The sequence below is a fragment of the Streptomyces sp. NPDC014733 genome, assembly GCF_043083385.1.
Taxonomy (GTDB): Bacteria; Actinomycetota; Actinomycetes; order Streptomycetales; family Streptomycetaceae; genus Streptomyces.
This window is the reverse complement of sequence record NZ_JBIBYO010000009.1, coordinates 239,978-265,429: the sequence shown is the minus strand read 5'-3', so window position 1 is coordinate 265,429 and position 25,452 is coordinate 239,978. Positions and strand designations below refer to the sequence as shown.

The following is a 25,452-nucleotide window of genomic DNA, read 5'->3' as shown; positions in this document are numbered from 1 at the left end:
TATCTGGCGTTGACTTTTGGCACGCTGTTGAGTTCTCAAGGAACGGACGCTTCCTTTGTGCCTGTTTCACCAGGCCCTCCGGGCGCTTCCCTTCGGTCTTGCGTTTCCGACTCTATCAGATCCTTTCGGTTCTGATTTTCGCCGGTGCGGTCCGGCCTTTCGGCTTTTCCGCGGTTCCAACCTTACCAGATCCGCTGGGCGTTTCCGGCCCCCTGTTGGAGCGGGGTTGGCCTTCTTGCTTTCGCTTTCCGGCCTTTCCGACTCTATCAGATCCGTTTCTCGCCGTTTCCGGTCCGAATTCGTTTCCGATTACCCGTCGGAGGGGTTTGCCTTTCGGCTTACCCGAACATTATCAGAAATATTTCGACCGAATAATCGGCGAAGTTTCTGCTAAGTGATTCGAGTGGCCCCGTCGAATTGAATTCCAGTCGGAGCGAGATATGAGACTAACCGTTGCGATGGAGCCTGTCCAGCTCCCGGCAACCGTTCGAATCTACCTCCCCGAGACTCCCGTGTCAACGGGTTTCCTGGGGAGGTAGGAAGACTAGCAGGTCAGCTGCGGCGGACGCACATCGGGGGCCGGTGGGCACCGGCTACGTGAAGGTCGACGGTGGCGAGTCGAGGGATTCCAGCTCGATGCCGGGCGCGGAGAGGACGACGTCGCCGGCGAGGTGGACGGTGTGCTGTTCACCGGTCTCCAGGTCGTTGACCTGGTACGCGTCGTCGATCAGCGGGGCGTTGTCAGTGGCGTGTGCTGTGCTCGAGACCAGCGCCCAGGACTGATCGAGCGTGCGAGGGGCGAGGACGGGGGGTGTGAAGGCCACGAGCCGGGTGCGGACCGCGCCGGCGCCGGGTTCGGGGCGCAGCAGCCGGGAGGTGGCGATGAGGAATGCGGGGGACGCGCCGGTGAAGGCGTGGGCGGGGACGTTGCCCTCCGTGGCGTGTTCGCCGGTCGGGTCGGTGCGGACCCAGGTGACGCCGTCGAGTGCGGCGCCGCGTACCTGCCAGCCGCCGGCGTGGAGTTCGAGGCGGAGGGGGCGGCCCAGCTCGTCGAGGGTGAGGTCGACGGAGCCGAGGTGGTCGCCGGAGGGGGCGGTGATCTGGGAGACGTAGCGCCAGCCGGAGGGGCCGGTGGCGCAGTGGAAGTGTTCTTCACCGAGGGGGGTGTGGTCGTGCGGATCGTGCAGGGAGTAGTGGCCGCGGGGCATGGGGGTCCTTGGAGCGGGCGGGTGCGGGCCGGTGGGGCGGTACGGGCCAGGCCCTCGCCCGGTGGGGCGAGGGCCTGGTTTCACCGGCTGCTGTGGGTGTTACGCGGCTGCTCAGTAGCGGTAGTGGTCGGGCTTGTACGGGCCCTCGACCTCGACACCGATGTAGGCGGCCTGCTCCGGGCGGAGCGTGGTGAGCTTGACGCCCAGCGCGTCCAGGTGGAGGCGGGCGACCTTCTCGTCCAGGTGCTTGGGCAGGACGTAGACGTCGGTCGGGTACGCCTCCGGCTTGGTGAACAGCTCGATCTGGGCCAGGGTCTGGTCCGCGAAGGAGTTGGACATCACGAAGGAGGGGTGGCCGGTCGCGTTGCCGAGGTTCAGCAGGCGGCCCTCGGAGAGGACGATCAGGACCTTGCCGTCGGGGTGGGTCCAGGTGTGGACCTGCGGCTTGACCTCGTCCTTGACGATGCCGTCGAGCTTGGCGAGGCCGGCCATGTCGATCTCGTTGTCGAAGTGGCCGATGTTGCCGACGATGGCCTGGTGCTTCATCCGGGCCATGTCGGAGGCCATGATGATGTCCTTGTTGCCGGTCGTCGTGACGAAGATGTCGGCGGTCTCGACGACCTCGTCCAGGGTGGTGACCTGGTAGCCGTCCATCGCCGCCTGGAGCGCGCAGATCGGGTCGATCTCAGTGATGATCACGCGGGCGCCCTGGCCGCGGAGCGACTCCGCGCAGCCCTTGCCGACGTCGCCGTAGCCGCAGACCACGGCGGTCTTGCCGCCGATGAGGACGTCGGTGGCGCGGTTGATGCCGTCGACGAGGGAGTGGCGGCAGCCGTACTTGTTGTCGAACTTCGACTTGGTGACGGCGTCGTTGACGTTGATCGCCGGGAAGAGGAGATCGCCGTCGCGGTGCATCTCGTAGAGGCGGTGGACGCCGGTGGTGGTCTCCTCCGTCACGCCGCGGATCTCCGAGGCGAGGCGGGTCCACTTCTGCGGGGAGTCGGCGACGGTGCGGGTGAGCAGCTCCAGGATGGCGCGGTGCTCATCACTCTCGGCGGTGTCGACGGAGGGGACCTTGCCGGCCTTCTCGTACTCGACGCCCTTGTGGACGAGGAGGGTGGCGTCGCCACCGTCGTCGAGGATCATGTTCGGGCCGCCGGTGGGCGAGTTCGGCCAGGTCAGGGCCTGCTCCGTGCACCACCAGTACTCCTCCAGGGACTCGCCCTTCCAGGCGAAGACCGGGACGCCCTGGGGGTTGTCCGGGGTGCCGTTGGGGCCGACGGCGATGGCCGCGGCGGCGTGGTCCTGGGTGGAGAAGATGTTGCAGGACGCCCAGCGGACCTCGGCGCCGAGGGCGACGAGGGTCTCGATGAGGACGGCGGTCTGCACGGTCATGTGCAGGGAGCCGGTGACGCGGGCGCCGGCCAGGGGCTGGGCCGCGGCGTACTCCTTGCGGATCGCCATCAGGCCGGGCATCTCGTGCTCGGCGAGCGTGATCTCCTTGCGGCCGAAGGTGGCGAGGGAGAGGTCGGCGACCTTGAAGTCCTGGCCGGTGGCTGCGGTGGTCATACGGGCTGCTCCTCGTACGGCGAGGTGGATGTCGGGCTGGGCAGTCTGCGGCGCGGGCAGGCGGAAGCGCACGCGGAAGCGGACGCACCTCTCCCCTGGCCGCAGCGCAGTCCGTCGGAGGCCCTCTCTCCCTCGGCCGGTCCGCGGTGCGGGCCGCCCGACCGCCATCAGCAGCGACGTCTGGCACTGGGGACGAATCTACACCGACCGGCCCGGCGGCCCCAGCCCGCCTCGGCTCATTCTGTGCGCTGCGGGGGCGGTGCCGCGGGTCGCGTCGGCCGGGCCGTACGGGGGCGCGGGGAGGGGCCGGTGCGGGTGGCCGCGCGGGACGGTGGTCCGGCGGGGACGCCGCCCGGGGTGGGGTGGGGAAGCCGATCGGGGCTGAGATCGTGCGGTCTCCGGTGGGTGCGGGGCCGGTTGCCGCCCTGGGCCCGCGGCCGGTGTGCGCCGTGTGCGCGAAGGCCCCGCTCCGGGGAGCGGGGCCTTCGGGGAAGCGTGGTCGGGAAGCTGTGCCCGCGGGGTCAGCGGCCGCCGGGGGACTTCTCGGGGTCGGCGCCGGCGGCTGCGGCGGCCTCGTCGTAGATGTCGGGCTCCAGGTAGATGACCCGGGCGATCGGGACGGCGGCGCGGATGCGTTCCTCGGCGGCGTTGATCGCGTCGGCGACCTCGCGGGCCGTGTCGTCGTGCTCCACCGCGATCTTGGCGGCGACGAGCAGTTCCTCGGGGCCGAGGTGGAGGGTGCGCATGTGGATGACGCGGGTGACGGTGTCGCCGTCGACGACCGCCTCGCGGATCTTGGCGACCTGGTCGGCGCCGGCGGCCTCGCCCAGCAGCAGCGACTTGGTCTCCGCGGCGAGGACCAGCGCGATCAGCACCAGCAGCGTGCCGATGCACATGGTGCCGATGCCGTCCCAGATGCCGTTGCCGGTGGCCAGGGTGAGGCCGACGCCGCACAGGGCGAGGACGAGACCGATGAGGGCGCCGAAGTCCTCCAGCAGGACGACGGGCAGCTCGGGGGCCTTGGCGCGGCGGATGAACTGCGCCCAGCTCTGCTTGCCGCGCAACTCGTTCGATTCCTTCAGGGCCGTACGGAAGGAGAAGCCCTCGGCGATGACGGCGAAGAGGAGGACGCCGACCGGCCAGTACCAGTTGTCGAGGCCGTGCGGGTCGTGGATCTTCTCGTAGCCCTCGTAGAGCGCGAAGACGCCACCGATGGTGAAGAGGACGATGGAGACGAGAAAGCCGTAGATGTAGCGCTCGCGGCCGTAGCCGAAGGGGTGTTCCTCGGTGGCGGCGCGCTTGGCCTTCTTGCCGCCGAGGAGGAGCAGGCCCTGGTTGCCGGAGTCGGCGATCGAGTGCACGCCCTCGGCGAGCATGGACGACGAGCCGCTGAAGGCGAACGCCACGAACTTCGCTACGGCGATCGCCAGGTTGGCGCCCAGCGCCGCAACGATCGCCTTGGTTCCGCCTGATGCACTCATGAGTGCCGCATGTCCCTTCCGTCGGCCGGGCTTTACCGCCCCTTTAAAGATGTGGGGCGTCATTCTTGCAGCCCGGCCCGAACGCGGTGCAGGGTGCCCGGCCGGTGGACGGGGCGCTGAGAGATCGTGGCAGGTCAGAGGCCGGACCGGGGAGTTGCGGAGCCGGTGGCCGCGGGCTCACGTGACGTGACGACCGTGGCGCGGAAGAGCGTGCCCTCGCCGGAGACGGTGACGTGCTCCCCGGCCGGGACGAAAGCCGACTGCCCCGGGGTGAGGCGCAACTCGCCTGCTGGGGACGGGAGTTCGGCGGCAGCCGGACGGGCCGTGACCGTACCCGCCGTGCAGAGCAGGACCTGCGGGGTCCGGGCGTCCAGGGAGCGGGGGGCGGCACCGGGGGCGAGGACGTACCGGGAGAGGCGGAACTCGTCGGCGGGGGCGTCGTAGACCTCCTCGCCGTCGGTCTCCTCCGGGCGGAGGACGCCGGGGTCGCCGGGGGTGAAGCGGACGATGCGCAGCAGTTCGGGGACGTCGATGTGCTTGGGGGTCAGGCCGCAGCGGAGCACGTTGTCGGAGTTGGCCATCAGCTCGACGCCGAGGCCGCTGAGATAGGCGTGCGGGATGCCGGCGCCGAGGAAGAGCGCCTCGCCGGGCTGGAGGGTGACGTGGTTCAGCAGCATCGCGGCGAGGATGCCGGGGTCGCCGGGGTAGTGGTGGGCGAGGGCGGCGTACGCGGCGTAGGCGGGGGCGTGCGGGCCGTCTTCCGCGCCCCGCCGGGCGGCGGCCGCGGCGGCGCGGTCGACGGGGTCGGCGAGGGCGGCGCGGTCGGTGCCGAGGAGGGCGGTCAGGACCTCGCGCAGCGCGTCGGCCTCCGGTTCCGCGCGCAGGATGTCGACGTACGGCTTGAGCGCGTCGACGTCCAGGCCGGCCAGCAGGTCGGCGGCCTCGGCGGGGTGCCGGAAGCCGCAGAGCCCCTCGAAGGGGGTGAGGGCGCAGAGCAGCTCGGGCTTGTGGTGCGGGTCCTTGTAGTTGCGGTGCGGGGCGTCGAGGGGAACGCCGCGGCGCTCCTCGTCGGCGTAGCCCGCCTCGGCCTGGGCGCGGTCGGGGTGGACCTGGAGGGAGAGCGGGGAGCCCGCGGCGAGGAGTTTGAGGAGGAAGGGCAGCCGGGGGCCGAAGGCGTCGACGGTGGCTTCGCCCAGTTCGGCCTCGGGGGCGGCGGCGATGACGTCGGCCAGGGAGACCGGTCCGGCGCCGCGGTCGATGCGGGAGGGGGCGCCGGGGTGGGCGCCCATCCACATCTCGGCCTGGGGTTCACCGGTCGGTTCGGTGCCGAGCAGCTTCGGCAGGGCGGTGACGGAGCCCCAGGCGTAGGGGCGCACGGTGTTGACGAGGCGGTCCATGGGGCTGCTGCTTCCTGCGTGGCGTACGGGTTCCGGCGGGGCGACGGTGCCTGTGGGGCGTACGGGAGGTCCCGCGCGGTGGCCGCGGGGCGGCCCTCACAGATCACTCGGTGTCGGCGAGCGCGAGGTAAACGGCGGCGAAACCCACGATGGCGAGTAGTTCGGCCGCGGTCTCCAGGTCCGTGCCCTCCGGTGGTTCCAGCGCGCTGACGGCGGTGCCGCGCTCCTCGGCGAGGGTGTGGGCGGCGTGGGTCGCGGAGAGCGGCCCGGGGGCGTGGTCGCGCAGGAGGATGACGCGGGCGTGGAGGGCCGCGGGCTGTTCGACGCGGTCACGGAAGAAGTCGTCCGGGTCGGCGCCGGCGGCGAGGGCGCCGGAGAGCAGGGTGCGGTGGGCGGTGAGCGCCTCGGGGAGTTCGGCGGCGAGCGCCGGGCGTCCGGCGAGGCTCGCCAGCTCGGCGGCGAAGTGGCGGCCGGCGGCGCCCGCCACCCGCCCTTCGGTCCAGATCAGCGGCAGGGCGTCGGCGACCTCGGCGGCCAGGGTCTTCGCCGGGTTGGTGTACGTGGCGAGGGCCGGTCCGCAGCTCTCGGCGAGCTGGTCGAGACGGTCGGCGAGGCGGGCGAGCGCCTCGGGCGGGGCGCTGAGCAGGCCGATCCGGTCGGCGAGCGCGAGGATCGGGGTGAGCACCGACCAGAGGGTGCCGGGGGCGGCGGGCGGCGCGCCCTCGACGTCGAACTCGGCGTCGTACGCGGTGGTCGCCAGCGGGACGGCGAGACCGCGGGCCTGGCGGACGGCTTCGGCGAGCGGGGAACCGGCGGGGGTGACGGCGACGACGGAGCAGCCGCGGCGGTAGGCGCCCTCGACCAGTTCGGCGAGGCCGGGGTCGGAGCCGTCGGGTCCGGCGATGAGGACCAGGTCGAGGGGGCCGCACCAGCCGGGCAGCGTCCAGCGCAGGGCGCCGGGGCGGGCGTCGACGCCGGTGGGCGGGATGTGGGTGACGGGGCAGGTGCCGCCGCCGAGCGCGCCGAAGAGGTCGGCGACGCAGGGGGCGACGGGGGCGGGGCCGGCGACGAGGACGGCTCGGGGCCGCCCGTCGGGGACGAGGTCGGCGAGGCCGGCCTCGGCGGCACCGCGGGCGGCGGTGCGGACCCGGGCGCCGGATTCGGCGACGCCGCGCAGCAGACCGAAGCGGTCGGCGCGGGCCAGCGCTTCGGGGTTGTCGAGGAGTGACTCGTCGAGCATGGTGGGCGCGGCCTCCGTTCGCCGGTGTGGACGGGACACGCCGGGCGGTGCCGGGGCCGGGCCCCGGCGGCGTCCGGTCAGGCGGGGCGGCGGGCCTCGTCGACGAGGAGTACGGGGATGCCGTCCCGCACGGGGTAGGCGAGACCGCAGGTGGCGGAGGTGCAGACCAGCTCGGCGGGGTCGTCCGCGGTCCGGTCGGCCAGCGGGGCGTGACACGCGGGGCAGGCGAGGATCTCGATGAGGCTGGCGTCGACCGGCATGGGGGCTTGCTCCTTCGATGGTTGCGGCCCCGCCAGCCTACCGCCGGGTCGGGGGCGGGGGCCTGTCGTCGGGGGCGGGGGGCGTACGGGAGGGGCGTCGGTGGGTGGGCGCCGGTGGAGTGAGCACCGGGGCCCCGGGCGCCGGGCTGCGGCCGAGGCAGGCGGGCCCCGGCGCCCCGGGCGACGCGTCCGCCGGTCCACGTGCCCGCCCGCCACCCACCGCCGGCAACGGGACGGCGCGGCTACGCCCGCACCACGGCCAGCACCTCGTCCCGGATCCGGGCCGCCGTCTCCGCGTCCCGGGCCTCGACGTTCAGGCGGAGGAGGGGTTCGGTGTTGGAGGCGCGGAGGTTGAACCACCAGTCGGCGGCGGTGACGGTGAGGCCGTCGAGCTCGTCGAGGGTGAGGCCGTCGCGGTCCGCGTAGGCCGTCCTGATGGCGGCGAGGCGGCCCGACTGGTCGGCGACGGTGCTGTTGATCTCGCCGGAGGCGGCGTAGCGGTCGTACGCCGCGACCAGCTGGGAGAGCGGGCGGTCCTGGCCGCCGAGGGCCGCGAGGACGTGGAGGGCGGCGAGCATGCCGGTGTCGGCGTTCCAGAAGTCACGGAAGTAGTAGTGGGCGGAGTGCTCGCCGCCGAAGATCGCGCCGGTCTTCGCCATCTGCTCCTTGATGAAGGAGTGGCCGACGCGGGTGCGGACGGCGGTGCCGCCGGCCTCCTTCACCACCTCGGGGACGGACCAGGAGGTGATGCAGTTGTGGATGACCGTGCCGCCGGGGTGCTTGGCCAGCTCGCGGGCGGCGACCAGTGCGGTGATCGCGGACGGGGAGACCGGGTCGCCCTTCTCGTCGACGACGAAGCAGCGGTCGGCGTCGCCGTCGAAGGCGAGGCCGAGGTCGGCTCCGGTGGCGCGGACGCGGGCCTGGAGGTCGACGATGTTCTTCGGGTCGAGAGGGTTGGCCTCGTGGTTCGGGAACGAGCCGTCCAACTCGAAGTAGAGCGGATCCACTTCGAGGGGCAGTCCGGCGAGGACGGTGGGGACGGTGTGGCCGCCCATGCCGTTGCCCGCGTCGACGACGACCTTCAGCGGGCGGATGGCGGAGAGGTCGACGAGAGAGCGCAGATGGGCGGCGTACTCCCCCAGGACGTCGCGTTCGCCGACGGTGCCGGGGGTGGCGGCGGATTCCGGGGCGCCCCCGTCCAGCCAGCCCTCCACCAGGGTGCGGATCTCGGCGAGCCCGGTGTCCTGGCCGACGGGGGCGGCACCGGCGCGGCACATCTTGATGCCGTTGTACTGCGCGGGGTTGTGCGAGGCGGTGAACATCGCGCCGGGCAGGCCGAGGGCGCCGCTGGCGAAGTACAGCTCGTCGGTGGAGCAGAGGCCGATGTGGGTGACGTCCGCGCCGCGCGCCGCGGCGCCGCGCGCGAACGCGGCGGCCAGCCCCGGCGAGGAGGGCCGCATGTCGTGCCCGATGACGAGCGCGTCGGCGTCGGTCACCTCGGCGAAGGCGGCGCCGAACAGCTCCGCGAGCGACTCGTCCCACTGGTCGGGCACGACACCGCGCACGTCGTACGCCTTGACGAGCTGCGACAGATCAGCCACGGCCGGCCTCCTGGATCTGGATTCGGTACGGGAGATCCAACCTACCCGGAGGTACCGACAGCGGTCCGGGCGGACGTCGGGTACACGCCAGGCGGTACGCGGACGGGCGCGGTATCCGGGGCGGGCGGTCCGCCGCGCCCCGGACGGCGGGGTGTCAGGGCAGCATCCAGCCCAGCACGGCGGTGCTCTGCGCGACCACGATCAGGCACATGACCAGCAGCAACGCCAGGCTCCACGGCAGGACGCGGCGGAGCAGGTCGCCCTCGCGTCCGGCGAGTCCGACGGCGGCGCAGGCGATGGTGAGGTTCTGCGGGGAGACCATCTTGCCGAGGACGCCGCCGGAGCTGTTGGCGGCGGCGAGGAGGCCGGGCGCCAGGCCCGACTGGCGGGCGGCGGTGACCTGGAGGGCGCCGAAGAGCGCGTTGGCGGAGGTGTCGGAGCCGGAGACGGCGACGCCGAACCAGCCGAGCACCGGGGAGAGCAGCGCGCGTCCGGCACCGGCGGCGGCGACGGCGTGGCCGATGGTGGTCGCCGCCCCGGAGAGGTTCATGACGGCGGCGAGCGCGAGGACGGCGGTGACGGTGAGGAGGGCGTGCCGTAACTCGTGGACGGTCGCGGCCCATTCGCGGACCGCGTCGGGGGCGCGGACGCCGAGGACGGCGGCGGTCAGCACCCCGGCGAGGAGGACCAGGGTGCCGCCGGTGGCGAGGAGCGGCAGGGTGAGGACGTTGCCGCCGACCCTGGTGCCGGCGGCGTCCGCGACATCGAGGAACGGCCAGTCGACGGCGAGCGTCGCCCGCGCCAGGACGTCCCTGACCAGGGGGATCTGCGCCGCCGAGAAGATCACGACGATGAGGGCGTAGGGGGCGTACGCACACAGGACCGTGCGCCGGGGGTCGCGGAGGTCCGGCTCGGTGCGGCGGGCGCCGGTCAGGACGGCGGTGCGGACCTCCGCGGTGGCCGGGCGGCGGGCGGCGGGCAGGGCGGCGAGGGCCGCGGCGCCGGCCAGTGCGGCGCCGATGTCGGCGAGTTGGGCGGAGACGTAGGTGGCGGCGGCGAACTGCACGGCGGCGAAGGCGAGTCCGCAGGCGAGCGCGGGCCGCCAGGTCTCGCGCAGCCCGCGCCGCCCGTCGACGAGGAACACCAGCAGCAGCGGGACGACGAGGGCGAGCAGCGGCGTCTGACGGCCCACCACGGCGGCGAGGCCGTCCAGCGGGAGCCCGGTGACCTGGGCGAGGGTGACGACCGGGGTGCCCATGGCGCCGAACGCGACGGGCGCGGTGTTGGCGACGAGCGCGACGACCGCCGCCTTGACCGGGTCGAAGCCGAGGGCGACCAGCATCACCGCGCTGATGGCGACGGGCGCGCCGAACCCGGCCAGCGCCTCCAGCAGCGCGCCGAAGCAGAAGGCGATGACCAGGGCCTGGATGCGCGGGTCGTCGGAGAGGCGGGAGAAGGAGCGGCGCAGGACGTCGAAGTGGCGGGTGCGGACCGTCATCCGGTACACCCACAGGGCGTTGACGACGATCCACAGGATCGGGAAGAGGCCGAAGACGGCGCCCTGGGCGGCGGCGGAGAGCGCCTGTCCCACGGGCATGCCGTGGACGAGGGTGGCGACGGCCAGGGCGACGGCGAGGCCGGCGACCCCGGCGTGGTGGGCACGCATCCGGACGGCGCCGAGCAGGACGAGGACGGTGACCAGGGGCAGCGCGGCGACGAGGGCGGAGAGCGCGGGCGAGTGGGCCACGGGAGCCAGGTGCTGGACGAACACGGGGCCTCCAGACGGGAATCCCCGACCGCGCCGCGCCGTGGACCGTTCCACGGCGCGGAATCGGAACGGGCGGGGAGTGGAGGCATGGTCGGGGCGGCCTTACGGCGGCGTCAACCCTCCGTACGAGGGCGCCCACTCTCCGTGGGACGCGGAGCGGCGGGCCGGGTGCGGCGGGACATCGGCCGGAGGGTGCGTCAGGAGCGGTACCGGTACCGGAAGTTCGGCCCGGCGCCAGGGAGCACCCCGGTCCGGGGATGCGGTCCGGGGTCAGGGATCGAGCGTCAGGAGTCCGGCGACCGCAGCACGCGGAGGTGTCCGCGGCGGGCGGCGCCCGGCTGGGGGGTCTCGCGGGGTTCGGGCCGCTCCGGGGCGGCGGGGCGCTCCGGGGGGCGGGCCGCCTCGCGCACCGCGTTGGCGAGCGCTTCGAGGTCGTCACCGCTGGGGCGGGCCGGGCCGGGGTCGATGGCCAGACGGACGACTTCCCAGCCGCGGGGGGCGGTCAGGCGCTCGGAGTGCTCGGCGCACAGGTCGTAGCAGTGGGGTTCCGCGTAGGTGGCGAGCGGCCCGAGCACGGCGGTCGAATCCGCGTAGACGTACGTCAGCGTTGCGACGGCGGGGCGGCCGCACGCAGTGCGCGAACAGCGACGTACAGGGCTCACGACGTTGGACGGTACCGCACTCTTGACCGGGCCGCGACGACTCACCTCCCGCTCACCCGACCGTGTCGTCCCGGTTCGTCCGGTGCGTCTGACCTGCACCCGCTCGCGGCGGCCTGCGCCGGACGGCACGGAAAGGGCCGCGCGGGGCCGGATCGGACGCCCTTCGGGGGCGGTATCGCCAGATTCCCCGGACGGGAATGCGGAGGAAAGGGGTGAATGGTGCGGGCAGGTCGTGGAGAGGGGAGCGGGAAGGCGGTGGAGCGGGCCGGGTGGCGGACCGCGGGCGGGGGCGCGCCAAATGAACACAATCGTTATCGGACCGGTCATCCGCCTCCGTGTTCCCGGATGCCTCGCTCCGCCTCCCCGGAAGGGCCGCGGCGGCTACGCTCGGAGGCGATGGACACGTCCGAACCGCCCCGCCCGACGGAGCCGCGCCCGCGCCGCCGTGACCGCCACGGCCGTGGCATGCGCGGTCCCATCGCCCCGCCGCAGGTGCCGCTCGCCGTCAGCCGCGCCGACGCCTTCGAGGATCTGGTCCGCGATGCGCGCGACCGGCTGGAGCGGCGCTGGCCGCAGCTGTCCGGCGTCGACTTCCTCGTCCAGGAGGTGCCGCTGTTCGGCCCGGAGGACGGGTCGGAGCCGGACGACGGGACGGTACCGCTGGGCCGGGCGGAGCCCGCCGCCGGGCCGCACCGCGACCGCGTCATCGTCTACCGCCGCCCGGTCGAGATCCGGACCAAGAGCCGTGACGAGCGGGCGCTGCTGGTCCACGAGATCGTCGTCGAGCAGGTCGCCGAACTCCTCGGTCTCGCGCCGGAGTCGGTCGACCCGCGCTACGGCCAGGACTGACCGCCGCGCGGGCCCACCGGCCCGGTCCGTCAGTCCGTCAGCAGCGACAGGTCCTGGCCGGCCGTCGGGACGACCACCGTGCCGCGGTCGTCCGGCAGCGTCTGGACGGTGAAGGCGGGGACGCCGCCCTGCGGCAGGGCCAGGGTGCGCGCCGCGTGGACGGGGCCGCTGCCGGCGGCCGGTTCCACCGTCAGCGCGTAGCCGCCCTTGAGGCCCTGCGGACGCGGCGGATCGACGGCGAGGGTGGTGCCGCCCTTGACCGTGTACGTCTTGCTGACCGGCGTACCGCCTCCGCTGCCCGCCGAGGCGGTGACGGTGACCTTGGCGTCCTTGCCCTTCTCGGGCGCGACCAGCGACAGCGTGGCGCCCTTGGCGCGGTTGTCGGCGGCGGTGGCGCGCCGGTCGACGGGGCGGGTCGCGGGGATGAACGCCATCTCCTGGTCGGCGCCCTTGCCGCGGACCACCTGGAGCGCCGCGACGATCGGGGCGCGGGAGCCGGTGTCGGCGGGCGACAGCACCAGCGACCCCGCCTCGCCCTGCGGCTTGAGGTCGACCGCCGTCGTCATCCCGCTCTTGACGTGCAGCGACTCCAGTCCGGCCGGGGTGATCGAGCCGGTCGGGGTGGCCAGCTGCACCTTCAGATCGGCATCGGTGTCGCCCGGCGCGAGGACGACCAGCCGGACGGCGGTGGCGTCGGCGGGGATACCGGGGAGGACCGCGCCGGGCGCCGGGTCGGCGGCGGCCGGGAGCCAGTCGCCGCCCTTGTGGGCGTCGGTGGCCTGGACGGAGGCGCCGACCCGGCCCTCACGGGCGGTGACGTGCAGCGCCGCGTCGGGCTGCGGGGAGGCGGTGAGGGTGGAGAGCAGCACCGGGACGGTGGTGTGCGGCGGCACGGCGATGTTCTCGCCCGCGTCGCCGCTCAGCGCGCCGTCCTTGCCGCGCAGTTCGAGGTCGACGACGGCCTGCGTGGCGTCCGGATTGGTGAGGTGGACGTAGTCCTGCCGGTCCTTGCCGGTGCTGACGCCCGGGAACCAGAAGGTGGTGTCGGGCGCCGTGCAGCTCAGACCGAGCAGGCCGCGCCCGGCGCCCGCGGCGACCGTGGTGGTCTGCTGGACGGTCCAGCCGGGCGCGAACGCGCCGTCGGCCTCACCGGTCAGCGCGGGCGCGTCGGAGCGGTTGGTGGTGGCGGTGACGGGGGTGCCCGCGGCCTTCAGCGGCGCGACGGGCTTGGTGTCGTGGGGCGGCACGGCCTGCTGCCCGCCGCCACCGGCCTCGCCCTTGTCGCCCTTGCCTTTCCCCTTGCCGTCCTTGCCGCCGGTGTCCTCCTGGACCGTTCCGGCGGCCTGGAGGGCGGCGGTGCCCTTGCCCGTGGCGCCCTTGGGAGAGAAGGCGGTGTAGGTGGTCTCGCCGACGTCCGAGGAGGTCGGCGTCGGGCAGAGCAGCGCGGAGCGCTCGACCGGCTTGCGGGCCGCGCCGGGCGCCGCCTGCGGCGCGCCCCCGGGGGCGGCGACGGCGGCGACGCCGGTGGCCGCGGCGAGCGCGACCGCCGCGGCGGCCAGGGTCATCATCGTGCGCTTCACTGCTGCTCGCTCCCGTCACGGCGCGGTCCGGCGGGCGGGCCGGGGTACGTCGTGCCGTCGTCGTAGGGCTGCTGGACCGGGATCTGCTGCCCGTCGTAGGGCTGCTGTCCGTCGTAGGGCTGCTGCCCCGGGTAGGGCCGGCCGTAGGCGTACGGGTCGTAGCCGCCCGCCTGCTGGGCACCGGCCCCGTACGGGTCGGCCGGATAGCCGCCCGGCTGCTGGTAGGGGTCGGACTGCGGGTAGGAGCCGGGCTGCTGGTAGGGGTCGGGCTGCCCGTACCCGTACGGATTCCCGGCGGCGTCGCCGCCGTCGTGCGGGTACTGCTGCGGTACGGCCGCCGGGTCGCCGCCGTCGTGCCCGAACTGCTGCGGCACCGCCGCCGGGTCGCCGGGCTGCTGCGGGGCGGCGCCCCACGGGTCGTACGGCTGCTGCTGCGGCACCGCGGCGTACGGGTCGTGGGCGGCCGGGTCGTACAGGGGCGCCGCCGGTTCCCGGCCGGGGTCCGCGGTCGCGGCGTCCGGGGCGGCGGTCTCCGATGCGTCCGGTGCGGGGGTCTCCTCGGCGCGGGCGGCGGCGCGCAGACGGCGGGCGCGGCGGCCGTCGCCGGTCGCGGCCGCCGCCTGCGCCTCGGCGTCGGCCTCCTCCGGCAGGTCGTCGTCGATCTCCCGGCGGCGGCCCGGCAGCGCCAGGATCACCAGGACGACGGCGAGCAGGCCCTGGGCGGCCGTCCACAGGGTGTGGCCGAGCGGGTTCTCGTGGGTGAGGTCGAGGCGGCCGGCGCCGGCCGGGAGGGTGAAGCCCTGCGCCCAGCCGTCGACGGTGACCGGCTTGAGCGGCGTGCCGTCCAGCGTGGCCTGCCAGCCCGCGTCCGCGGCGTCCGCGATCCGCAGCACCCGGCCCTCCGGTCCGGCGGGCACTCGGGTGTGCGCCTCGACGGGACCGGCGGCCACCGCGACGGGGGCGGCGGCGTTCCCGGCGTGGGTGCCGTCGGTGGCGTCGCCCGCCACGATCGACACCCGCGAGACGCGCCGGTCGACGCGCCACAGGGCGCTGCCGTCGTCCTGGCTGAGCCGGGTCAGGCCCGGCGTCGCGTCCAGGACCCGGCCCATGTCGCGCGCGGCGCCGTCGCGGACCAGGACGTAGCGGACGGCGTAGCCGCCGAGCTGGCTGGTCTGGTCGGCGCCGGAGCCGGCGACGAGGTTGGCGACGATGGTGCCCAGCCGCCGGTCGTCGCCGGCCTCGCGGGCCAGGTCGGCGTCGCCGAGGACGGCGCCGGAGCCGCGGACCAGGCTGTAGCCGACGTGGCCGTCGCCGCCGTCGAGCACCAGGGTGCGGGCCCGGTCGGCGGTGGACGACTCCTCGGCGACGAACGCCGGGACCTGCACCGGGTCGCGGCGCTCCAGCGGCCCGGCGGCGCCGGTGATCATCCAGGTGACGGCGGCGTAGAGCGGGGCGAGCGCGGACGCCAGCGCGATCAGGACGGCCACCGGCTGCTTCCAGCCGAAGCCGAGGGCGATCATGCGGGTGCGGATGCCCTCCGCGCCGACGGCCGCGGCGGTCAGCAGCGCCAGGCCGTAGACCAGCATCAGCGGGCCGGTCCAGCCGTGGCCGTTGCCGAGGGCGGCGAGGAGCAGCGCGGCGAAGGCGACCGCCCAGGCGATGCGGATGGTGCGCTGCCGGGTGTCACGCAGGGCGGCGCCGAGCGCGGCCAGCACGATGCCGAGCAGCAGCAGACCGCCCGCGGTCTTCGGGCCGCCGGGGCTGATCGAGAGCAGGTCGAACGCGGACGCGGAGCCCGTGCCGTACGCCAGACCGGCCTCGCGGAAGAAGTTCGCGGGGTGCGAGAAGAGCGACAGCGACCACGGGGCGAGGACGACCAGCGGTGCCAGCGCCACGGCCGCGAACCGCAGGGCGTACCCGGTGAGCAGCGCGCGGTTGCCGTCCAGGGCGCGCAGGACCAGCAGCGCCAGGTTGAGCGCCACCACGAGCGGCCAGACGACGGGCGTGAACGCCATCGTGAAGGTGGTCAGCAGCGCCAGCGCCCAGGTGGCGCGCCAGCTCGGGCGGGTGCCCGGCGCCAGGCGCAGACCGCCCGCCGCGACGGCCGCGCGGGCCAACGCCGGCAGCGTGATCGCCAGCACCGCGGTGCCCAGACGGCCGCCGGCCAGGGCGCCGGTCGCCGCGGGCAGGAACGCGTAGACGACGCTGCCCCAGGCGCGCAGCAGCCGGGAGGCGACCAGCGGGCGGGAGGCGAAGTAGGCGGAGAGTCCGGCCAGCGGGACGGAGCAGACCAGCAGCAGGGTGAGGGTGAAGCCGGTGCTGCCCAGGAAGAGGGTGGAGAGCAGGGCGAGGACGGCCAGGTAGGGCGGCGCCGCGGCGGTCGAGCCGGTGCCGACCTGGTGCCAGCCGTCGAGGTACGACGACCACAGCTCGGAGACGTGCGCGGGCGCGGGCAGCAGCGCGCCGCCGGCCAGCGAACCGGAGCCGAGCAGGTCACGGCAGGCGATCAGTGAGACCAGCAGCAGCACGGCGAAGAGGACCGGCGCCGGGCGGCGGGCGATCCGCTTGATCCGGGCGAACTGCTCGACGTCGAGGAAGTCGGCGTCGTCCCCGCCCGGCCCGGACTCCACCGCGCCGTGCCGCCCGGACGACGCCACGTCGGGCGCGGCCCGTCCGGTGAGGTTGCCCGCGACCTGCTCGACGGTGACCCGGACCGTCGCGCCCGGCGGCGGGAACAGCGACCGCAGTTCGGACGCCTCGGTGGCGGGCCGGCCTCGGCGTTTACGGGCGGCGAGGACGCGGCCGGGCCGCAGCAGGGTGCCGAAGAGCCCGGCGAGTTCGTCGAGCGCCTGCCCCGGCACCTTGCCGACGAGGTAGGCGAGGACCCGCAGCACGGTGCCGAGGACCAGCCGGACCAGGACGTACGGGAGCAGCGCGCCGCGGGTGTTGGCGAGCAGGGTGTAGACGGCGCCGGCCTTGTCGACGCGGTGCGGGCTGGCGACGTTGCGGCCGACGCAGTCGACGGTGCGGCGTTCGCGGGCGGCGGCCTCGGCGTGCCGCAGGACCGCGTCGGGGGCGACGAGGACCTGGTGGCCGGCCGACTGGGCGCGCCAGCACAGGTCGACGTCGTCGCGCATCAGCGGCAGCCGCCGGTCGAAGCCGCCCAGCTCCTCGTAGACGTCGCGGCGGATGAGCATGCCGGCGCTGGAGACGGAGAGGACCGGGCGGACCTGGTCGTGCTGGCCCTGGTCCTGCTCGCGGCGGTCCAGGCCGGTCCAGCGGCGGCCGCTGCGGGCGATGGAGACGCCGACCTCCAGCAGCTGCCGGCGGTCGTACCAGCTGCGCAGCTTGGGGCCGATGACGGCGGCCGAGGGGCTGGCGTCGGCGACGCGCAGCAGTTCGGCGAGGGCGGTCGGCTCGGGCGCGCAGTCGTCGTGCAGCAGCCACAGCCACTGGACCGGTTCGCCGTGCGGGAGTTCCGGCATGTCGTACGCGTCGTCGCGCCAGGTGCGGCTGACGGGGTCCCAGCCGCTGGGCCGCCGCAGGTACGGCAGGTCGTCGGGGGTGAGCACCGGGGCGGTGCGGACCGCCTCGTCGACGGCGGTGCCGAAGCCGGAGCGGCGGGCGAGGTGCAGCACCCGCTCGTCGCCGAGGGCGGCGCCGAGGAGTTGGGCGGAGTCGTCCGCGCTGCCGGTGTCGGCGCCGATGACGTTCTGCACCGGGCGTTCCTGGCCCTGCAGACCGGCGAGCGCGTCGGGCAGCCAGCGGGCACCGTCGTGGGAGACGATCACGGCGGTGACGACATGCCGTGGAAACTCTGGGGTGCCTGCGGGATCTGTGGCGGTCTGGGCCGCCGACTGGCTGTGCACGGACATCGAGGTACGGGCCCTCCGGACCCGGGAGTTCGGGGCCGGCGGCGAAGCCGCGCGGACCGGCGCCCCCGGAAGACACTGCGACGGACTACCAGGGGAAGCGTCACGCCGGGCGCCGCGAGCCGGACGGGACGTTGACGACACCCCCTAGGGACGCGCGCGCCCACTCGGGGGCGGCGGCACGTCTCGGACGGAGCCCCACACTAATGGTTCACCCGCCCGCGCCCACCGGCTCTTCACGCAGCGGACCGCCCCCGGCGTGGAGTGCGCTGGAGGCGGTGGGTTCGCTATAGGGGGATATGGGGAGTTGGCGGGGTACGGCCGCGGGGCCCGCGGGGCCGCGCACCGTCCGTCCGGCGGACTTCCGCGCCGCCTTCAGACGGCGGCCTTCTTCAGCCGACGCCGCTCGCGCTCCGACAGACCGCCCCAGATTCCGAAGCGTTCGTCGTTGGCGAGGGCGTATTCGAGGCACTCGGAGCGGACTTCACAGGCGAGGCAGACCTTCTTGGCCTCGCGGGTGGAGCCGCCTTTCTCCGGAAAGAAGGACTCGGGGTCGGTCTGCGCGCACAGTGCGCGCTCCTGCCAGCCGAGCTCCTCTTCCGCCTCTTCGACCAGCAATTCTTCGAACAGCTCGGTCATGTGCGCCCCTCGTCTGCTTGACGTCCCCGTGATGCGACCGTGATCGATGACGGCCGAACGACACGAGTGAAATTACAAGTGGGAGGATCCGGGCCCGTCAAGCCAAGATCTGCTATTGCGCCCCTTATTCACCCTGCCGAACCAAACGTACACGGAAAGTGTTGAAATCGTGAAAAACTCGGACACTTCCCTGGGGGCGCACTCCTGAGGTACGCCCCCTTACCCACAGGGACGTGACCGACCGCACTGCCGTTGCACCTCGCGCGTCGGAGCGGGAGAGATCACAGCGCGGTCCGCGGGCCGCGACGGCGTACGCGGGCGCGGTTTCCGGGCCCCTTCTCCCGCCGGACGGGGGACAAACCTTTCGCCGGACGGTCCGACCGGATGGGGTGAAGCCGCACCGGCGCGGCAGGCGTCCGGTTGACATCGCGGACGCGAACCGTTCTCCTTGGTCGCATGCCAGCGACCTCCGCACCCCGCACGACCCGTTGCCACGGGTCGCTGCGCGCTGCGCACGCTCGCTGTCGCTGTTCCAGCTGTTGAAGCCACTGAGCTCCAGCCCTCTCCGCCGCACCACCCCCGCAGCGCCCCCGCTCCACGCGCACCCGCGGTGCCCCCACCGGGAGACCACCGCGCGCCGTCGCACCCCGTTCGCGTCATCCCGCTCGTCCTTCGAGGAATCCGAAGCACATGAACAGCGATGTCCAGATCGCCGGTGACCTGCTCTCCGTCGCCCACCTCCTGCCGCCCGTCCCCGCGCACCCCTCCACCGTCGCCGGCTTCGCCGGACTGGCCCGCTCCCTCGCCGCCGACCGCGCCTCCTGGGAACCGCTGGTCCGCTACGACGCCACCACCCGCTGGTACCACCGGCTGCGCTCGGTCCCGTCCGCCGGGTACGAGGTGTGGCTGCTGAGCTGGCTGCCGGGGCAGGGCAGCGGCCGCCACGACCACGGGCGCTCGTCCGGCGTACTGACCGTGCTGGAAGGGGAGTTGACGGAGCACGCGACGTCCGGCGGCGGCGCGGTGCGGCACGCGCTGCGCCCCGGTGCCCAGCGGGTCTTCGCCCCCGGGTACGTCCACGAGGTCGTCAACGACGCGCTGACGCCCGCGGTCAGCCTGCACATCTACTTCCCCGGGCTGACGGAGATGGAGATGCACCCCTCGCAGCACGCCGTCGCCGCCGAGGCCGCCACGCGCTGACGGCCCGTCGACGGCGGCCACCGGCCGCCTGCGCGCGGCTGCCAGACTGGGGGCATGCGCATTGTGGTTCTGGCCGGCGGTATCGGCGGCGCCCGCTTCCTGCGGGGACTGAAGGCAGCACGGCCCGAGGCGGAGATCACCGTCATCGGCAACACCGGCGACGACATCCATCTCTTCGGGCTCAAGGTCTGTCCCGACCTCGACACCGTGATGTACACCCTCGGCGGCGGCATCGACGAGGACAAGGGCTGGGGCCGGGACGACGAATCCTTCCGGGTGAAGGAGGAGTTGGCGGCGTACGGCGTGGGGCCCGACTGGTTCGGGCTGGGCGACCGGGACGTCGCCACCCACCTCGTCCGGACCCAGATGCTGGGCGCCGGCTATCCGCTCAGCGCCGTCACCGAGGCGCTCTGCGACCGCTGGAAGCCCGGCGTCCGGCTGCTGCCGATGACCGACGACCGCGTCGAGACGCATGTGGCCGTCGAGGAGAACGGGGAGCGGCGGGCGATCCACTTCCAGGAGTACTGGGTGCGGATGCGCGCCTCGGTCGACGCGCTCGCGGTGGTGCCGGTCGGCGCCGAGCAGTCCGCCCCGGCGCCCGGCGTGCTGGAGGCGATCGCCGCGGCGGACGTCATCCTCCTCCCGCCGTCCAACCCGGTGGTGAGCGTCGGCACGATCCTCGCGGTGCCCGGCATCCGGGACGCCGTCGCGGCGGCGGACGCCCCGGTGGTCGGCCTCTCCCCCCTCGTCGGCGGCGCGCCGGTGCGCGGGATGGCCGACAAGGTGCTGGCCGCGATCGGCGTCGAGGCCACGGCCGCGGCGGTCGCCCGGCACTACGGCGCGAAGGGCGGCGCGGCGGCCGACGACGCACCCGCCGGGCTGCTGGACGGCTGGCTGGTCGACGAGGTGGACGCCGCGGCGGTCGCCGACGTGGAGGCGGCGGGGATCCGCTGCCGGGCGGTGCCGCTGATGATGACGGACCTCGACGCCACGGCCGCCATGGCCCGCGCGGCGCTGACGCTCGCCGGGGAGGTACGGGCATGAGCACCGCCCCCGGGGCCACCGTTCCGGGCTACCGCGTCTGGGCGCTGCCCGGCATCCCCGAGGTGCGCCCCGGTGACGACCTGGTGAAGCTCATCGCGGACGCCGCGACCGCCGACGGGATGCCCGGGCTCGCCGACGGCGACGTCCTGCTCGTCACCTCCAAGATCGTCAGCAAGGCCGAGGGCCGGATCATCGAGGCCACCGACCGGGAGGAGGCCATCGACCGGGAGACGGTCCGCGTGGTGGCGCGCCGCGGCACGCTGCGCATCGTGCAGAACCGGCAGGGCCTGGTCATGGCCGCCGCCGGGGTCGACGCCTCCAACACCCCCTACGGGACGGTGCTGTTGCTCCCCGAGGACCCGGACGCCTCGGCCCGCGCCGTCCGCGCCGGGCTGCGCACCGCGCTCGGCGTCGACGTCGGCGTCGTCATCAGCGACACCTTCGGACGGCCGTGGCGGTCGGGCCTGACGGATGTGGCGATCGGCGCCGCGGGCGTCCGTGTCCTGGACGATCTGCGGGGCGGCACCGACGCGTACGGCAATCCGCTCAGCGCGACGGTGGTGGCCACCGCCGATGAACTCACCGCCGCGGGCGACCTGGTGAAGGGCAAGGCGGCGGCGCTGCCGGTCGCGGTGGTGCGCGGACTGCCACACCTCGTGAACGCGGTCACGGGGCCGGACGACGCGGACGACGCGGGCGCGCGGGCGCTGGTGCGCGGCGGCGACGACGACATGTTCCGGCTCGGCACCTCCGAGGCGGTGCGGGAGGCGGTGACGCTGCGGCGCACGGTCCGGGAGTTCACCGACGATCCGGTGGACGGCGGCGCGGTGCGCCGGGCGGTCGCGGCCGCGCTGACCGCCCCGGCGCCGCACCACACCACGCCGTGGCGGTTCGTGCTGCTGGAGTCGGCGGAATCCCGGATCCGGCTGCTGGACGCGATGCGGGACGCCTGGGCCGCGGATCTGCAGGCCGACGGTTTCTCCGAGGAGTCCGTCGCCCGCCGGCTGCGCCGCGGCGACGTGCTGCGCAACGCGCCGTACCTGGCCGTGCCGTGCCTGGTCGCGGACGGTGCGCACCGCTACCCGGACGCGCGCCGGGCGGCGGCCGAGCGGGAGATGTTCGTCGTCGCCAACGGCGCCGGCATCCAGAACTTCCTGGTCGCCCTGGCCGGGGAGCGGCTGGGCTCGGCCTGGGTGTCGTCGACGATGTTCTGCCGCGACGTGGTCCGCGAGGTCCTGGAGCTGCCCGCGGACTGGGACCCGATGGGCGCGGTCGCCATCGGCCGCCCCGCGGCCCCGCCGCGGGAACGCCCGGCACGGGACGGCGCGGACTTCATCGAGGTGCGGTGAGCGGGAAGGGCCTTCCCGCTCACCCGTAGGGGCCGTCTTCGGCCCGTGGGGAAGCGTGTCCGTCCGTACGGGCCCGCGGGCGGCCCTTACGGGTTCACCGTCGGTCCGTGCGCCGGCCGCCGGTCACAGGCGGGCGATGTCGCCGACGGGGAAGCGCGGGGCGCGGCGTGGCGGGACCGTGCCGGAGAGCAGGATCAGCCGGGCCGCGCGGTGGCGCTGGCCCGCGTACGGCGCGAGGAGATCGAGCATCTCCGCGTCGGTGGTGCCCCGGCGGCCGGTGAGCGCATAGCCGATGATCTTCGGCAGATGGAGGTCGCCGAGGGTGAGCGCGTCCGGGGCGCCGAGGACGCGTTGCAGGGTCTCGGCGGCGGTCCACGGACCGATGCCGGGGACCGCGCAGAGCCTGCGGGTGGCGTCGGCCGGCTCCATCGCGGCGGCCTCCTCCAGCCGCCGGGCGACCCGCGCGGCACGCACGATCGTGTCCGAGCGCTTGGCGTCGACGCCCGCGCGGTGCCACTCCCAGGACGGGATCAGGGCCCAGCCACGCGGATCGGGCATCACCCGCAGCCGGTCCCAGGGGCCGGGGGCCGGCTCGCCGTGCCGCCGGAGCAGCAGCCGCCAGGCGCGGTACGCCTCGTCGCTGGTGACCTTCTGCTCCAGGACGGAGGGGATCAACGACTCCAGGACCAGCCCCGTACGACCGAGCCGGACGCCGCGGTGGCGGCGGTGCGCGGCGTGGACGAGGCGGTGGCGCGGGGTGAACGCCTCCGGGTCGTCGGCGGCGCCGAGGAGGGCGGGCAGCTGCTCCAGCAGCCAGTCGGCGCCGGGCCCCCATGCCTCGGCCTCGACGGCGCCGTCGGCGGGCCGGACCGCCAGCCGGAGGGTGCCGGGCCCCTGCGGGGTGCGGCTGGCCCGCCAGATCTCGCCGCCGCGCACCGCGAACGCGGGATCACCGGGCCCGCGCCCCAGCACGCCGAGCGTGCGGTGCAGATCGTAGGGGCCGGGCGGCACCCAGGTACGGGTGGGCATCTCGCCAGCGTAGGCGATGGGGGTGACAGCGGGGGCGGACGTGGTGCGGGCGGGGGCGGGCGGCCTGCCCGGGCCCGGCCCGGCGGAAGCTCCGTGCGGCCGGACCTCGGCGCTCCCGGTAAGCCCCGGCGGGCCCGCACGCCCCGTACGGGTCCGGCCCGGTGCCCGTACGGGTCCGGACCCGAGCCCTTACGTGAGCGGGCCCGGCCCCGGGGTGTCCCCTACTGGTCCGAGGAGAACCGCACCGACCCGTCCGGGAGGTGGGCGTCGCACCAGACGCGGATGCCGTCGCGGAGCTCGTTGTCCGCGCCGATGACCGCGCCGTCGCCGATGACCGCGCCGTCCAGCACCGTCCGGGCGCCGATCCGGGCGCCCGCGCCGATCAGGGAGTCCCGCACCACCGCGCCCTCCTCGATCACCGCGTCGCGCAGCACCGTGCTGCCCTCGACCCGCGCCCCGGCGCCGATCCGGCTGCCGGGACCGGCGACGGTACCGCCGGCCAGCTTGGCGTCCGCGGCGACCTGCGCGGTGTCCAGGACCAGCTGCTCACCGCAGCGGCCGGGGACCGCCGGGGACGGGGCGCGGCCCAGGACGAGGTCGGCGGAGCCGCGGACGAACGCCTGCGGGGTGCCCAGGTCGAGCCAGTAGGTGGAGTCCACCATGCCCTGGAGGTGCGCGCCGTCGGCGAGCAGCCCGGGGAAGGTCTCGCGCTCGACGGAGACCGGGCGGCCCGCCGGGATGGTGTCGATGACCGAGCGGTTGAAGACGTACGCCCCGGCGTTGATCTGGTCGGTGACGATCTCCTCGGGCGTCTGCGGCTTCTCCAGGAAGGCGGTGACGCGGCCGGAGCCGTCGGTGGGCACCAGCCCGTAGGCGCGCGGGTCCTCGACCCGCGACAGGTGCAGCGAGACATCGGCGCCGCTGGTGCGGTGGGTGTCGACGAGCGCCGGGATGTCGAGCCCGGTGAGGATGTCGCCGTTGAAGATGAGGACCGGGTCGCCGGGGGCGGAGTGCAGCCGGGAGGCGACGTTGCGGATGGCGCCGCCGGTGCCCAGCGGCTCCTCCTCCGTCACGTACTCCAGGTGGAGGCCCAGGTCGGAGCCGTCGCCGAAGTGCGGTTCGAAGACCTCGGCCAGATAGGACGTGGCGAGGACGATGTGCTCGACGCCCGCGGCGCGGGCCCGCGCCAACTGGTGGGTCAGGAACGGCACACCGGCCGCCGGCACCATCGGTTTGGGCGTATGCACCGTCAGCGGGCGCAACCTCGTGCCCTTGCCGCCGACCAGGAGGATCGCTTCAGTCACCTTGTCGTCTCTGCTTCCTGCTGGGGTCGGCCGATCGGCGGACCAGTGTAGGCAGACGGTTCCGCGCCCCGGCCCGGGGGCGGCGTCCGCGGTGACGTGCGGCGTTACCGGGCGGGGCACCGGCGGCGCGGCGGCGGGACGGTTCCGCCCCGGGCCCGCGCCCCGCGTCCGGGCGCCCCGGCCGCCCGCCTCCGGCGGGAACTCCGTCACCACCGCGGCGCCCCGCACCGGCTGACGCCACGTCGGCACCCCGTACGGGGCGCCGGCCGCCCCGTAGGGGTCCGCGCCCGTCCCCTACGGGATGACGGCCCGTCCCCCACGGGCCCGTGGCTCCACCCGTACGGGGCCGCTCCCCCGCCCCCGCGGGTTCACGCCCCGTCCCTCGCGGGCCCGGCCCCCGTCCGGCCGGGTCCCGTACCCTGCGACCGTGAACGCCACCGAACGCACCCCCGCCGGCCTGCTGCGTTCCGCGCTCGCCGCGGATCCGGCCCGCCCCCTCGTGACCTTCTACGACGACGCCACCGGTGAGCGCGTGGAGCTGTCCGTCGCGACCTTCGCCAACTGGGTGGCGAAGACCGCCAACTACCTCCAGGGCGATCTGGCCGCCGGCCCCGGCGACCGTCTCGCGCTGCTGCTGCCCGCCCACTGGCAGACCGCGGTGTGGCTGGTGGCCGCCTCGTCCGTGGGGGTGCTGGTCGACGTCGACGGCGACCCGGCCGCCGCCGATGTGGTGGTCAGCGGCCCGGACCGGCTGGAGACCGCGCGCGCCTGCACCGGCGAGCGGGTGGCGCTGGCCCTGCGGCCCCTGGGCGGCCGGTTCCCGCAGGCCCCGGCGGGGTTCGCCGACTACGCGGTGGAGGTCCCGTCCCAGGGCGACCGCTTCGCGCCGTTCGCCCCGGTGGCCGCGGACGATGCGGCGCTGTCCGTGGACGGCGAGGAGCTGACCGGCGCCGAGGTCGTCGACCGTGCGCTGGCCGACGCCCGCGCCGCCGGGATGCCGGCCGCGCCCCGGGTGCTGTCGAGCCTGGCGTACGACGGCTGGCCGGGCCTGTCCTACGGGCTGTACGCACCGCTGGCCACCGGCGGCTCGGTGGTGCTCTGCCGCCACGCGGAGCGGCTGGACGAGACCGCCGCCGCGGCCCGCGTGCAGAGCGAACAGGTCACCTTCCAGGCGCCGTCCGCCGCGCTCTGACCGCGGCGTCCCGACCGCTGCCCGCCGGGCGCCGGAGCACGCCCCGCCGCGCGCTCCGGCACGCCCCCCTGCGTGCGCCGCGGCCCGGCCGAGCCGCGGCTCCGGCCGTTCCCCGCGGCCTTCGCGTCCGCCGCCCACACCGTCCGTACCGTCAAGAAGTCCGCCGACAGGCGCGGCTCGATCTCCCGGCCGGGCGGCAGATCCCGCG

At 74.8% G+C, this 25,452-nt stretch carries 20 protein-coding genes; 6 read left to right on the top strand and 14 right to left on the bottom strand.

Translation table 11 applies throughout. The features are described 5' to 3' along the window. Positions 1 to 398: hypothetical protein (locus tag ACF1BH_RS21845; RefSeq protein ID WP_391644555.1), on the top strand; the 398-nt coding region annotated here is incomplete at its 5' end. A gap of 195 nt (positions 399 to 593) precedes the next feature. On the opposite strand, the gene ACF1BH_RS21840 is transcribed toward ACF1BH_RS21845, so the two are convergent. The 9 genes from ACF1BH_RS21840 to ACF1BH_RS21800 all read right to left on the bottom strand — a co-directional run bounded on the left by ACF1BH_RS21840 (position 594) and on the right by ACF1BH_RS21800 (position 11,231). Then, a complete protein-coding gene (locus ACF1BH_RS21840; RefSeq protein ID WP_391644553.1) occupies positions 594 to 1,208 on the bottom strand; it encodes a hypothetical protein in 615 nt (204 codons plus the stop codon). Between the two features lie 111 nt (positions 1,209 to 1,319). Beyond that, on the bottom strand, positions 1,320 to 2,777 hold the full coding sequence (gene ahcY / locus ACF1BH_RS21835; RefSeq protein WP_391644551.1) for an adenosylhomocysteinase: 1,458 nt from the start codon (positions 2,775 to 2,777) through the stop codon (positions 1,320 to 1,322). 521 nt (positions 2,778 to 3,298) lie between these two features. Beyond that, positions 3,299 to 4,258: a cation diffusion facilitator family transporter gene (locus ACF1BH_RS21830; RefSeq protein WP_391644549.1), complete on the bottom strand. Its 960-nt coding sequence runs from the start codon at positions 4,256 to 4,258 to the stop codon at positions 3,299 to 3,301. Positions 4,259 to 4,392: 134 nt separating this feature from the next. Continuing rightward, positions 4,393 to 5,655: a mannose-6-phosphate isomerase, class I gene (gene manA / locus ACF1BH_RS21825; RefSeq protein ID WP_391644547.1), complete on the bottom strand. Its 1,263-nt coding sequence runs from the start codon at positions 5,653 to 5,655 to the stop codon at positions 4,393 to 4,395. A 103-nt stretch (positions 5,656 to 5,758) separates the two neighbouring features. Next, positions 5,759 to 6,895, bottom strand: coding sequence for an SIS domain-containing protein (locus ACF1BH_RS21820; RefSeq protein ID WP_391644545.1), 1,137 nt, complete (start codon positions 6,893 to 6,895; stop codon positions 5,759 to 5,761). Between the two features lie 77 nt (positions 6,896 to 6,972). After that, positions 6,973 to 7,155 carry a Trm112 family protein gene (locus tag ACF1BH_RS21815; protein ID WP_030282300.1) on the bottom strand — a complete coding sequence of 61 codons (183 nt, stop codon included), beginning with the start codon at positions 7,153 to 7,155 and terminating at the stop codon, positions 6,973 to 6,975. 242 nt (positions 7,156 to 7,397) lie between these two features. Further along, positions 7,398 to 8,756, bottom strand: a complete 1,359-nt coding sequence (locus ACF1BH_RS21810) for a phosphomannomutase/phosphoglucomutase (RefSeq protein WP_391644542.1) — start codon at positions 8,754 to 8,756, stop codon at positions 7,398 to 7,400. Positions 8,757 to 8,910: 154 nt separating this feature from the next. Further along, positions 8,911 to 10,527 (bottom strand): L-lactate permease, encoded by a 1,617-nt coding sequence (locus ACF1BH_RS21805; RefSeq protein WP_391644540.1) that lies wholly within the window; start codon positions 10,525 to 10,527, stop codon positions 8,911 to 8,913. A gap of 281 nt (positions 10,528 to 10,808) precedes the next feature. Beyond that, positions 10,809 to 11,231, bottom strand: coding sequence for a DUF3499 domain-containing protein (locus ACF1BH_RS21800; RefSeq protein WP_391644538.1), 423 nt, complete (start codon positions 11,229 to 11,231; stop codon positions 10,809 to 10,811). A 351-nt stretch (positions 11,232 to 11,582) separates the two neighbouring features. On the opposite strand from ACF1BH_RS21800, the gene ACF1BH_RS21795 reads away from it, so the two are divergent. After that, positions 11,583 to 12,035: a metallopeptidase family protein gene (locus tag ACF1BH_RS21795; RefSeq protein ID WP_391644536.1), complete on the top strand. Its 453-nt coding sequence runs from the start codon at positions 11,583 to 11,585 to the stop codon at positions 12,033 to 12,035. A gap of 29 nt (positions 12,036 to 12,064) precedes the next feature. On the opposite strand, the gene ACF1BH_RS21790 is transcribed toward ACF1BH_RS21795, so the two are convergent. The 3 genes from ACF1BH_RS21790 to ACF1BH_RS21780 form a co-directional block, all read right to left on the bottom strand. Next, complete coding sequence (locus tag ACF1BH_RS21790) at positions 12,065 to 13,615, bottom strand: DUF5719 family protein (RefSeq protein ID WP_391644534.1); 1,551 nt, start codon at positions 13,613 to 13,615, stop codon at positions 12,065 to 12,067. Then, positions 13,612 to 17,490, bottom strand: coding sequence for a glycosyltransferase (locus ACF1BH_RS21785; RefSeq protein WP_391644532.1), 3,879 nt, complete (start codon positions 17,488 to 17,490; stop codon positions 13,612 to 13,614). Before ACF1BH_RS21785 ends, ACF1BH_RS21790 begins: the two co-directional genes overlap by 4 nt. Before the next feature lie 372 nt (positions 17,491 to 17,862). Continuing rightward, complete coding sequence (locus tag ACF1BH_RS21780; RefSeq protein WP_030282286.1) at positions 17,863 to 18,126, bottom strand: WhiB family transcriptional regulator; 264 nt, start codon at positions 18,124 to 18,126, stop codon at positions 17,863 to 17,865. Between the two features lie 690 nt (positions 18,127 to 18,816). Here ACF1BH_RS21780 and ACF1BH_RS21775 point away from each other — a divergent pair. Genes ACF1BH_RS21775 through ACF1BH_RS21765 form a run of 3 tightly spaced genes read left to right on the top strand, consistent with a single transcriptional unit; the run spans position 18,817 to position 21,719 of the window. Beyond that, positions 18,817 to 19,326, top strand: a complete 510-nt coding sequence (locus tag ACF1BH_RS21775; RefSeq protein WP_391644529.1) for a cysteine dioxygenase — start codon at positions 18,817 to 18,819, stop codon at positions 19,324 to 19,326. A 54-nt stretch (positions 19,327 to 19,380) separates the two neighbouring features. After that, the gene (gene cofD / locus ACF1BH_RS21770) at positions 19,381 to 20,370 is read left to right on the top strand and encodes a 2-phospho-L-lactate transferase (RefSeq protein ID WP_391644527.1); all 990 of its coding nucleotides are present in this window, start codon (positions 19,381 to 19,383) and stop codon (positions 20,368 to 20,370) included. Next, positions 20,367 to 21,719, top strand: a complete 1,353-nt coding sequence (locus tag ACF1BH_RS21765; protein ID WP_391644525.1) for a coenzyme F420-0:L-glutamate ligase — start codon at positions 20,367 to 20,369, stop codon at positions 21,717 to 21,719. The genes cofD and ACF1BH_RS21765 overlap by 4 nt, the downstream gene beginning before the upstream one ends. Before the next feature lie 123 nt (positions 21,720 to 21,842). Here the strand turns inward: ACF1BH_RS21765 and ACF1BH_RS21760 are convergent, their stop codons facing one another. Further along, positions 21,843 to 22,748, bottom strand: a complete 906-nt coding sequence (locus ACF1BH_RS21760; RefSeq protein WP_391644523.1) for a DNA-3-methyladenine glycosylase family protein — start codon at positions 22,746 to 22,748, stop codon at positions 21,843 to 21,845. Between the two features lie 221 nt (positions 22,749 to 22,969). Beyond that, entirely contained in the window at positions 22,970 to 24,052 is a 1,083-nt protein-coding gene (locus ACF1BH_RS21755) for a sugar phosphate nucleotidyltransferase (RefSeq protein ID WP_391644521.1), read from the bottom strand. A gap of 427 nt (positions 24,053 to 24,479) precedes the next feature. On the opposite strand from ACF1BH_RS21755, the gene ACF1BH_RS21750 reads away from it, so the two are divergent. Then, complete coding sequence (locus ACF1BH_RS21750; protein ID WP_391644519.1) at positions 24,480 to 25,244, top strand: TIGR03089 family protein; 765 nt, start codon at positions 24,480 to 24,482, stop codon at positions 25,242 to 25,244. The last annotated feature ends 208 nt before the right edge of the window (positions 25,245 to 25,452 follow it).

Excerpts from the sequence above, each read along its gene's own strand:
- ACF1BH_RS21820 (WP_391644545.1), bottom strand. The coding sequence starts at position 6,895 with ATGCTCGACGAGTCACTCCTCGACAACCCCGAAGCGCTGGCCCGCGCC.
- ACF1BH_RS21765 (WP_391644525.1), top strand. The coding sequence starts at position 20,367 with ATGAGCACCGCCCCCGGGGCCACCGTTCCGGGCTACCGCGTCTGGGCG.
- ACF1BH_RS21830 (WP_391644549.1), bottom strand. The coding sequence starts at position 4,258 with ATGAGTGCATCAGGCGGAACCAAGGCGATCGTTGCGGCGCTGGGCGCC.
- ACF1BH_RS21795 (WP_391644536.1), top strand. The coding sequence starts at position 11,583 with ATGGACACGTCCGAACCGCCCCGCCCGACGGAGCCGCGCCCGCGCCGC.
- ACF1BH_RS21780 (WP_030282286.1), bottom strand. The coding sequence starts at position 18,126 with ATGACCGAGCTGTTCGAAGAATTGCTGGTCGAAGAGGCGGAAGAGGAG.
- ACF1BH_RS21775 (WP_391644529.1), top strand. The coding sequence starts at position 18,817 with ATGAACAGCGATGTCCAGATCGCCGGTGACCTGCTCTCCGTCGCCCAC.
- ACF1BH_RS21760 (WP_391644523.1), bottom strand. The coding sequence starts at position 22,748 with ATGCCCACCCGTACCTGGGTGCCGCCCGGCCCCTACGATCTGCACCGC.
- ACF1BH_RS21815 (WP_030282300.1), bottom strand. The coding sequence starts at position 7,155 with ATGCCGGTCGACGCCAGCCTCATCGAGATCCTCGCCTGCCCCGCGTGT.
- ahcY (WP_391644551.1), bottom strand. The coding sequence starts at position 2,777 with ATGACCACCGCAGCCACCGGCCAGGACTTCAAGGTCGCCGACCTCTCC.
- cofD (WP_391644527.1), top strand. The coding sequence starts at position 19,381 with ATGCGCATTGTGGTTCTGGCCGGCGGTATCGGCGGCGCCCGCTTCCTG.
- ACF1BH_RS21840 (WP_391644553.1), bottom strand. The coding sequence starts at position 1,208 with ATGCCCCGCGGCCACTACTCCCTGCACGATCCGCACGACCACACCCCC.
- ACF1BH_RS21785 (WP_391644532.1), bottom strand. The coding sequence starts at position 17,490 with ATGTCCGTGCACAGCCAGTCGGCGGCCCAGACCGCCACAGATCCCGCA.
- manA (WP_391644547.1), bottom strand. The coding sequence starts at position 5,655 with ATGGACCGCCTCGTCAACACCGTGCGCCCCTACGCCTGGGGCTCCGTC.